This window comes from Actinomadura sp. SCN-SB, assembly GCF_043906805.1.
Classification (GTDB): domain Bacteria; phylum Actinomycetota; class Actinomycetes; order Streptosporangiales; family Streptosporangiaceae; genus Spirillospora.
In genome coordinates this window covers 65,747-75,009 of the sequence record NZ_JBIMPP010000035.1, presented here as the reverse complement: position 1 = coordinate 75,009, position 9,263 = coordinate 65,747, and the positions used below count along the sequence as shown (strand labels likewise).

At 72.6% G+C, this 9,263-nt stretch carries 9 protein-coding genes; 6 read left to right on the top strand and 3 right to left on the bottom strand.

Going from position 1 to position 9,263, the window contains the following annotated elements; translation table 11 throughout:
• Window positions 1–17: 17 nt before the first annotated feature.
• A complete protein-coding gene (locus ACGWYJ_RS22455; RefSeq protein WP_395108217.1) occupies window positions 18–1,544 on the top strand; it encodes an FAD-dependent monooxygenase in 1,527 nt (508 codons plus the stop codon).
• A gap of 2 nt (window positions 1,545–1,546) precedes the next feature.
• Entirely contained in the window at window positions 1,547–3,517 is a 1,971-nt protein-coding gene (locus ACGWYJ_RS22450) for an aconitate hydratase (protein ID WP_395108214.1), read from the top strand.
• A 75-nt stretch (window positions 3,518–3,592) separates the two neighbouring features.
• On the opposite strand, the gene ACGWYJ_RS22445 is transcribed toward ACGWYJ_RS22450, so the two are convergent.
• Entirely contained in the window at window positions 3,593–4,006 is a 414-nt protein-coding gene (locus ACGWYJ_RS22445) for a DUF2795 domain-containing protein (protein ID WP_395108213.1), read from the bottom strand.
• A 108-nt stretch (window positions 4,007–4,114) separates the two neighbouring features.
• Between ACGWYJ_RS22445 and ACGWYJ_RS22440 the strand changes: the two genes are divergently transcribed.
• The 3 genes from ACGWYJ_RS22440 to ACGWYJ_RS22430 are packed head-to-tail and all read left to right on the top strand — an operon-like array spanning window position 4,115 to window position 6,755.
• Entirely contained in the window at window positions 4,115–5,041 is a 927-nt protein-coding gene (locus ACGWYJ_RS22440; RefSeq protein ID WP_395108212.1) for an endonuclease/exonuclease/phosphatase family protein, read from the top strand.
• A gap of 41 nt (window positions 5,042–5,082) precedes the next feature.
• On the top strand, window positions 5,083–6,525 hold the full coding sequence (locus ACGWYJ_RS22435; protein ID WP_395108211.1) for an aminotransferase class I/II-fold pyridoxal phosphate-dependent enzyme: 1,443 nt from the start codon (window positions 5,083–5,085) through the stop codon (window positions 6,523–6,525).
• 29 nt (window positions 6,526–6,554) lie between these two features.
• Window positions 6,555–6,755 carry a DUF5302 domain-containing protein gene (locus ACGWYJ_RS22430; protein WP_395108210.1) on the top strand — a complete coding sequence of 67 codons (201 nt, stop codon included), beginning with the start codon at window positions 6,555–6,557 and terminating at the stop codon, window positions 6,753–6,755.
• Between the two features lie 16 nt (window positions 6,756–6,771).
• Here the strand turns inward: ACGWYJ_RS22430 and ACGWYJ_RS22425 are convergent, their stop codons facing one another.
• Window positions 6,772–7,413 carry a pyridoxamine 5'-phosphate oxidase family protein gene (locus tag ACGWYJ_RS22425; protein WP_395108209.1) on the bottom strand — a complete coding sequence of 214 codons (642 nt, stop codon included), beginning with the start codon at window positions 7,411–7,413 and terminating at the stop codon, window positions 6,772–6,774.
• Window positions 7,414–7,547: 134 nt separating this feature from the next.
• Between ACGWYJ_RS22425 and ACGWYJ_RS22420 the strand changes: the two genes are divergently transcribed.
• Window positions 7,548–8,189: a TIGR03086 family metal-binding protein gene (locus ACGWYJ_RS22420; RefSeq protein WP_395108208.1), complete on the top strand. Its 642-nt coding sequence runs from the start codon at window positions 7,548–7,550 to the stop codon at window positions 8,187–8,189.
• 4 nt (window positions 8,190–8,193) lie between these two features.
• On the opposite strand, the gene ACGWYJ_RS22415 is transcribed toward ACGWYJ_RS22420, so the two are convergent.
• Window positions 8,194–9,231, bottom strand: coding sequence for an MBL fold metallo-hydrolase (locus ACGWYJ_RS22415; protein ID WP_395108207.1), 1,038 nt, complete (start codon window positions 9,229–9,231; stop codon window positions 8,194–8,196).
• Window positions 9,232–9,263 lie beyond the last annotated feature (32 nt).

Here is a 9,263-nt window from a genome sequence, read left to right as displayed (position 1 = left end):
GAGGGAAGAGTGTGGGCATGGCCGTCGAGAGCGAGAGCGTGGGGGCGTCTGCGGGGGATGTGCTCGTGGTGGGGGCGGGGCCGACCGGGTTGTTGCTCGCTGGGGATCTGGCGGCTTCTGGTGTGCGGTGCAGGGTGCTGGAGCGGCGGTCTTCGGAGCTGAATCTGACTCGGGCGTTCGCGGTGCATGCGCGGACGTTGGAGTTGCTCGACATGCGGGGTGTGGCGGGGGATCTGGTGCGTACGGGGGAGCGGGTGTCCACGGTGCGGTTTCTGGGGCGGGGGAGGTTGCGGTTCGGGCGGTTGCCGGGGCGGTTTCCGTTCGTGTTGGTGACGCCTCAGTACGAGACGGAGCGGGTGCTGGAGGAGCGGGCTCTGGACGGGGGTGTGCGGATCGACCGGGGCTGTGAGCTGGTCGGTCTGGAGCAGGACGAGAACGGGGTGGAGGCCCGGGTCAGGGGGGAGGACGGCGCCGAGCGGACGCTGCGTGCGGCTTATCTGGTGGGGACGGATGGGGCGCGGAGCACGGTGCGGCGCCTGTTGAACCTGCCGTTTCCGGGGCGGTCGGTGGTGCGGTCGGTGATGCTGGCGGATGTCCGGTTGCAGGAGGCGCCTCGGGAGGTGCTGACGCTGGGCGCCGTGGGGGACGCTTTCGCGTTCCTGGCGCCGTTCGGGGACGGCTGGTACCGGGTGATCGCGTGGAACCGGTGGAATCAGGTGCCGGATTCGGAGCCGGTCAGCATGGATGAGATCCGGGACGCGACGCGGCGTTCGCTGGGCACGGATTTCGGGATGCACGATCCGCGCTGGACGTCCCGGTTCCACAGTGACGAGCGGCAGGTCCCGCGGTATCGCGTGGGGCGGGTGTTCCTGGCGGGCGATGCGGCTCACGTCCATTCGCCGGCGGGCGGGCAGGGCATGAATCTGGGCTTGCAGGACGCCGCCAATCTCGGCTGGAAGCTGGCGGCCGAGCTGCGCGGGTGGGCGCCGCCGGGCCTGCTGGACGGTTATGACGAGGAGCGCCGCCCGGTCGGCCGCGCGGTGATCGTGGCGAGCGGCGTCATGTTGCGCGGTGTCCTGCTCGAACGGCGGGCGCTGCGGGTCTTGCGCGGGTTCCTGGTGCGTGCCGCGACGAGTGTCGGGCCGGTGGAGCGGAGGCTGGCCGGGGCGGTCTCGGGGATCGATGTCGCGTATCCGGCGCCGCAGGGCGCGCACCGGCTGGCGGGGAGACGAGCACCGGATGTCCGGCTGGCGGGGGAGCGGGGGCGGCTGTTCGAGGCGCTGCGGGACGGCAGGTTCGTGCTGGTGGTGTCCGCGAACGATCCGGCGGTGACGTACCTGGCGACCAAGAGGTGGGCGGATCGGGTGCATTGCGCGGTGGCGGGCGGCGCGACGCGCACCACGGTGCTGGTCCGGCCGGATGGGTATGTCGCGTGGGCCACCGACGAGACCGTCCCGGACCGCAGGGCGGCGGCCATCAGGGAGGCGCTGACCCGCTGGTGCGGTGCCCCGACGGAGTTCCCGCAGCATGAGAGGAGGGTCTGAGCGTGGGCGCCGCGGCACCGAGGACGGTCGCGCGGAAGCTGATCGACTCCCATCTGGTGGAGGGTGTTCCGCGCCGCGGCTCGGAGATCGGGCTGCGCATCGACCAGACGCTGACCCAGGACGCCACCGGCACGATGGTGATGCTGGAGCTGGAGGCGCTGGACCTCGACCGCGTCCGCACGCGGACGTCCGTGCAGTACGTGGACCACAACCTGTTGCAGTCGGACGAGCGCAACATGGCCGACCACATCTTCCTGCGCTCGGCCTGCCGCCGGTACGGGCTGTGGTATTCGCGCGCGGGCAACGGCGTCTCGCACCCCACTCATATGCAGCGGTTCGGGGTTCCGGGCGCCACGATGGTCGGTTCGGACTCGCATACCTGCGCGGCGGGCTCGCTGGGGATGCTCGCGATCGGCGTCGGCGGCCTGGAGGTGGCGATGGCGATGGCGGGGGAGCCGCTGTACGTGGCGATGCCGGAGATCTGGGGTGTGCGCCTCACCGGGGAGCTTCCGCCGTGGGTGAGCGCGAAGGACGTGATCCTGGAGATGCTGCGGCGGCACGGCGTGCGGGGCGGCGTCCAGCGGATCATCGAGTATCACGGGCCCGGGCTGGCGTCCCTGTCGGCGATGGACCGGCACGTGATCGCGAACATGGGCGCCGAGCTGGGCGCGACCACCACCGTGTTCCCCGCGGACGACCGCGTGCTGGAGTTCCTGCGCGGCGAGGGACGCGAGGGCGACTTCACCGAGCTGACCGCCGATCCGGGCGCCGGCTACGACGTGACCGAGGAGATCGACCTGTCCTCGCTGGAGCCGCTGATCGCCCGCCCGGGGTCGCCGGGTGACGTGGTCCCGGTACGGGAGGCGGCGGGCGAGGAGGTGCATCAGGTGGTGGTCGGGTCGTCCGCCAACCCGGGTCTGCGTGACTTCGCGGTGGTCGCGGCGATCGTGCGGGGACGGCAGGCCCATCCGCGGGTGTCGTTCGACGTCAACCCGACGTCGCGTCAGATCCTGGTGGATCTGACGACGATGGGCGCGACCACCGAGCTGATCCAGGCGGGCGCGCGGATCCACCAGCCCGGCTGCCTGGGCTGTATCGGGATGGGCCAGGCCCCGGCGGTGGGCCGCAACAGCCTGCGGACCTTCCCGCGCAATTTCCCCGGGCGTTCGGGGACGGAGGACGACCTGGTGTGGCTGTGCTCACCGGAGACGGCGGCCGCCGCCGCGCTGACGGGCCGCATCACGGACCCGCGCGACCTGCCGCAGGATCCGCCGGAGGTCCGGCTTCCGGCCCGCTCGTCGGTCATCCCGGGCATGCTGGAGCCGCCGCCCCCGTTCGCCCCCGGGGAGCGGCCGGAGCTGGAGAAGGGGCCGAGCATCGGCGGCCTGCCCGACCTCGACCCGCTGCCCGACCGGCTGCGCGCCCCCGTCGTGATCAAGGTCGGGGACGACGTGTCCACCGACGAGATCCTGCCCGCCGGCGCCCGCGCGCTCCCGTTCCGCAGCGACATCGCGCGGCTCGCCGAGTTCGCGTTCACCCGCCTGGACGAGGGCTACCCGGAACGGGCCCGCGCCGCCGGCCCGCACGTGGTGGTCGGCGGCCGCAACTACGGGCAGGGGTCGTCCCGTGAGCACGCGGCGATCGCCCCGCGCCACCTGGGGCTGCGCATGGTCATCGCCGTCTCCTACGCCCGCATCCACTGGCAGAACCTGGTCAACTTCGGGGTCCTGCCGCTGGAGTTCGCCGATCCCGATGACCACGGGCGGATCGCGCAGGGGGACGAGCTGGAGGCCGGCGACCTGAGGGAGACCTTGGCGGCGGGCGACGAGCTCCACGTACGCAACCTGACCAGGGACGAGACCTACCGGCTCCGGCACCGGCTGTCGCCCAGGCAGCGGGAGCTGGTCGCGGCGGGCGGCCAGATCCCCTTTCTCAGGCGCCGCCTCTCCCGCTCCGCCACCACCGGCCGCTGAACGGCCCACGCCCGACTCTGGCCACATCCGGCCGTCGCGCCGTCCGCGGGGAAGGGCCGCCCGAACCATCGTGTGTCAGAAGCGACGGTTCTCCTTGCCGTAGCCGAGCGCCTCGGCGACGTCGGCCACGTTCACGTACTCCCGGTCCGGCAGGTCCCGCAGCGCGGCGACGGCGCGGTCGGGGGCGTCGGCGCCGGACAGGTGGGCGGCCAGGTCGCCGGGCCTGGCCGGGTAGCGCACGCCGTTGAGGAGGCGGGCCAGCGCGCTGCGTTCCTCGACGTCCTCGGCGCTCATGCCGGGCGGCGAGCCCTCGGGCACCGGCTCCGGGGTCTGGGACCCCGGCTCCCACGTCGGGGCGTCGCTGTACGGCTCGGTCTCGGCGAACTCCTCGGCGTGCGTCGAGTGGTTGCCGCGCACCATGCCCTCGGTCTCGTGGGCGAGTTCGTCGTCGAGCCTGGGGCTGTGCTTGTCGCTTCTGTCCTCTTGCATGATGGTCTTCCCCCTTCCTGCTGGGTCGTTCCCGCGCCTCGGGGGATAAACGAGAGGACGATGGGCTCCGCATGCCCCGGACCCCGACGGCCCTGAGAGAGGACCGCCATGCCCCCTCCGGGACGTGACGCCGGGCGAGCCCGGCACTCCTACCTCGTGTTCGTGCTGGTCCTGCTGGCGACGAGCGCGCTCGCGACGGGCGCGATGGTGGCGCCCCAGGCGCGTGCGCGGGACGTGACGCTGCGTGTGATGACCTACAACGTGCGTGAGGACATGGACCCGCCGCCCCGGGACTGGCGGTCGCGCCGGCCGCTGATGGCCCGCCTCCTGGACCGGCAGGACCCGGACCTGCTGGGCCTCCAGGAGGCCATCTGGCCGCAGGTGCGGGACCTGCTCGCGGACATGCCGGGGTACGGGTGGATCGGCATGGGCCGGGAGGGCGGCTCGCGGGACGAGTTCATGGCGATCCTGTACCGCCGGGACCGGTTCGAGGTGCTGGAGTTCGACCACTTCTGGCTGTCCGCCACGCCCAGCGTGATGGGCTCGAAGACCTGGGGGAACAGGTACGTCCGCATGGTCACCTGGGTCAGGTTCCGCGACCGCCGCAACGGCGTGGTGTTCTACCACGTCAACTCGCACTTCGATAACCGGTCCCAGCGCGCCTGGTGGAAGGGCGCCGAACTGCTGCTGCGGCGGGTGCGCGCCTTCCGGCCCGGGACTCCGGTGATCTTCACGGGGGACTTCAACGTGCCCGCCGGGCGCCATCCCGGGTACGACCTGCTCACCGGGCCGGGCGCGTTCGACGACACCTGGCGGGCGGCCCGGTCGCGCGGCCCGGTGTACAACACCTACAACAACTGGCGGCCGCCCGTGCCCGGCGGGAACCGGGTGGACTGGATCCTGACCCGCGGGGACGTGGGGACCCGCTGGACGGGGATCGACACCTACCACGAGGGGGACCGCTTCCCGTCCGACCACTACCCCGTCGTCGCGGATCTGACCCTTCGCGGGAGAATGCCTGATCCCGGGCGATGACGAACGGGCGACGGACCGAGAGATGGAGGGGGACGGGGCCGTTGAGCGGGCACATGACCCCGGAGGAGTTCCGGCGGTACGGCAAGCAGGTGATCGACTGGATCGCCGACTACCAGGAGAACGTCGGCTCCTATCCGGTGCGGTCCCGCGTCGAGCCGGGCGACGTCATGGCGGCGCTGCCCGACCACCCGCCCGAAGAAGGCGAGGGGTTCGAGGCGGTGCTGGCCGACCTGGACAGGGTGATCATGCCGGGGGTCACGCACTGGCAGCATCCCGGCTTCTTCGGCTACTTCCCGGCCAACGCCAGCGGCCCGGCGATCCTGGGCGACCTGCTGTCGTCCGGCCTGGGCGTCGTCGGCATGATGTGGGCCACGTCCCCGGCCGCCACGGAGCTGGAGACCCGGGTCGCGGACTGGCTCGCCGAGCTGCTCGGCCTGCCGGACCGCTTCCGCGGCAAGGGCGTGATCCAGGACTCGGCGTCCAGCGCGGCGCTGGTGGCGATGCTGGCGGCGCTGCACCGGGCTGACGGCGGCCGGCCCGCGCGGTCGGGCATCACGCGCCGCCACACCGTCTACATCAGCTCGCAGACCCACTCGGCCATCGAGAAGGCGGCGCGGATCACCGGGATCGGGTCCGGCAACGTCCGGCTCGTGGACGTGGACCCGCGCACCCTGGCGATGGACCCGTCCCACCTGGACGCGCTGCTGGCCGAGGACGTGGCGGCGGGCGCGGTCCCCGCGATGGTGTGCGCGACCATCGGGACCACGTCCACGACCGCCGTGGACCCCGTCCGCGCCATCGGTGAGGTCTGCGCCAAGTACGGTGTGTGGCTGCACGTGGACGCCGCGTACGCAGGGGTGGCGGCGGTCTGCCCAGAGATGCGGTGGATCAACGACGGCCTGGACGGGCACGTCGATTCCTACGCCACCAACCCCCACAAGTGGCTGCTCACCAACTTCGACTGCTCGGTGCTGTGGATGGCCGACCCCGAGCCCATGATCGGCGCGCTGTCGATCCTGCCGGAGTTCCTGCGCAACAAGGCCACCGAGTCGGGCAAGGTCATCGACTACCGCGACTGGCAGATCCCGCTGGGCCGCAGGTTCCGGGCGCTGAAGCTGTGGTCGGTGATCCGCTGGTACGGGGCCGAGGGACTGCGCGAGCACGTCCGCACCGGCATCCGGCTCGCCCAGGAGCTGGCGTCGTGGATCCGGGACGAGCCCGGCTGGGAGCTGCTGGAGCCGCACCCGTTCGGCCTGGTCTGCTTCCGTCCCGTCTGGGACGGCCTGGACGGTGACGAGGCCGACGCCGCCACGCTGGAGCTGCTGGAACGTGTGAACGCCTCGGGGGAGCTCTTCCTCATCCACACCAAGGCGCACGGGCGTGTCGTGCTGCGCCTGGCCATCGGCGGCCCCGCCACGCAGGAGTCCCACGTGCGGACCGCGTGGGCCCGCATCCGCAAGGAGCGGCTGGGCGTGCGAGGCTAGGGAGGTTCCTAGAAGGGCTGGAGGTCCACATGGCCGACTCCGCAGGAGATCAACCGGGCGAGCACGACGGCGCCGAAGACGAGGTGAAGCGCCGGTTCCGTGAGGCGCTGGCGCGCAAGCGCGACGCCTCGCAGAGCAAGGGCGCGCAGGGTGGCCGGGCCGGTTCGAAGGTCCGTGGCACCCACGACCGGGCCGACCACCAACGCCAGTTCCGCCGCAAGTCCGGATAGGACGGGCGGCTCAGGCTCAGCTCTTGTACAGCTTTTCGAGGTAGGCGGCGCCGTAGTAGGTCTCGAGTTCCTCGACGCTCTCCTTGACCTCCTGCACGTCCTTGACCAGCCGTGCATGGGAGGGGAGGGCGTCGGGGTTCCAGGTCTCGGGCTTCCAGAGGGACGAGCGCAGGAACGCCTTGGCGCAGTGGAAGAAGATCTGCTCGATCTCGACGACCACCGCCAGGACGGGCCGGTGCCCCTTGACGACCATCCGGTCGAAGAAGGGCGCGTCCCTGACCAGCCGGGCGCGGCCGTTGACGCGCAGCGTCTCGCCGCGTCCGGGGACCAGGAAGATCAGCCCGACATGCGGGTTGGCCAGGATGTTGCGGTACCCGTCGGCGCGCCGGTTCCCGGGACGCTCGGGGATCGCGATCGTGGTGTCGTCCAGGACGAGCGCGAACCCGGGCGGGTCGCCCTTGGGGGAGACGTCGCAGTTGCCCTCGGCGTCGCTGGTGGCGATCAGGCAGAACGGGGAGGCGGCCAGCCATTCGCGGTCCCGCGGGTGCAGGCGCGGCCGGTCCTTGGTCGCGGCACGGGGATGGACCTCGCCGAGCAGCTCGCGCAGCTCGGTCTCCGAGGTGATCTCTGAAAGGGCGGTCGTCGCAGGGAACGTCACGGTCGCCTCCGTCCGTGTCGGGGAGGTCACCAGACTAACCCGGGGCCGCCGCGCGGCTCGAAAGTGTTTTCGGCCGCCAGGCGGGGATGAGTTCGCACCCGGATCCCGGTCGGTATGAGGGGGAAGGGAGAACCATGACGGCATCGGAGGCGGCGGGCCGGGCGGGCGATGCGGACCGCGCGGAGGACCTGGCCGCAGTGCAACGGTACGGCTCGGGCCTGCTGCGGCGGGCGGCGGACTTCTGCGTCGAGCTGCTGGACGGGCTGCCGCCGCTCACCCGGGCCGACCTGGCACGCCCCACGCCCTGCGCGCTGTGGAACCTGCGCATGCTGCTGCTCCACCTCGACGACTCGCTCGCGGCCCTGCATGAGGCGGTCACCGACGGTTCGGTGCGGGTCGTCCCGCCCCCGGGGGACCCCGGCCGCGATCTGCCGGCCTCGTTGCGGGACGGGGCGCGGCGGCTGGTGAACGTCTGGACGGACGCCGATCGCGCGGGCGGCGTCGTCATGGTGGGAGGCTGCGCCGTCACGGCGGGCGTGGTGGCCGGCGCGGGCGCCGTCGAGCTGGTGGTGCACGGCTGGGACATCTCCCGATCCCTCGGCGGCGACGCCCGGATCCCCGGACCGCTCGCCGAGCGGCTGCTGCGGCTGGCGCCCCTGCTGATTCCCGGACACGCCCGCGCCGGGCTGTTCGGACCGCCCGTCCCCGTGCCGCCGGACGCGCAGCCCACGGACCGCCTGGTGGCCTTCCTGGGCCGCGCCCCCGAGCCCGGATGAGCGCTCAGGCGCGGTCGGCGTAGACGCGCACGCCGCCGCTCTCCGAGGAGTCCAGGACGCCCTGGTCGACCAGCACGTCGAGATGGGCGCCGATCTCCAGGACGGCCAGCATCCGGCTGAAGACGTCCATGTCGTCCAGCCTCTTGCGGCGCCGGGTCCACGGGATCGCCCGCGCCACCTCGAACGCCGTCGTGCGCCCGGCCCTGACCTGGGCCGCGGCCAGTTCGAGCCGGGCGCGGTGATGCTCGACCAGCTCGTCGACCCGGGTGTGCACGCTGGCGGTCACGGGACCGTGCGCGGGCAGCAGCAGCGTGTCGGGCAGGTCGCGGATCAGACGCAGCGAGTCCAGGTAGCTGCGCAGCGGCAGGGGCTCGGGAACCGTCTCCAGCCCGATGGACGGGGAGATGTGCGGCAGCACGTGGTCGCCCGCGAACAGCAGCCCGGCGCCGGCGTCGCGCAGAACGACGTGCCCGCGGGTGTGGCCGGGCGTGGCGAAGACGTCCAGGCCCCGGCGGGTGAGCTTGATCCGCTCCCCGTCGTCGAGCCAGCCGTCGGGGGTGTTGTCGGGCATCGGGTCCCGCGGCTGGGCGCGGTCGAACGCCTGGACCTCCTCCGCCAGGTCCGCGGCGCCGCAGCGGCGCAGCAGCTCGACCTGGCCGGCGTGACCGACCGCGCCGGCCTTGTGCGCCTCCAGCGACGGGCGCTCGCCCCGGCCGATCCGGACCCGGGTGCCGAACGCCTCCCGCAGCGTCAGCGCCTGGGAGTAGTGGTCCCAATGCGCGTGCGTGACCAGGAACTGGGTGACGTCCTCCAGCCGGTGCCCGAGCGCGCGCAGGGCGGACGAGAGGGCGGCGCGGCTGTCGGGCAGCGGGCAGCCCGCGTCCACCACCACCAGGCCGCCGGGGTCCTCGATCACGTAGACGTTGACCGCGTGCAGGGACGGGATGGGCAGCACCAAGGGGATGCGGTGGACGCCGGGCGCGACCGGATGAGCACCCGGCTCGGTCCAGTCGTCCGGTTGCTCGAAGGCCGGTACCGCCACGGCGCATCCCTTCCAGGATCCACGATCAGGTT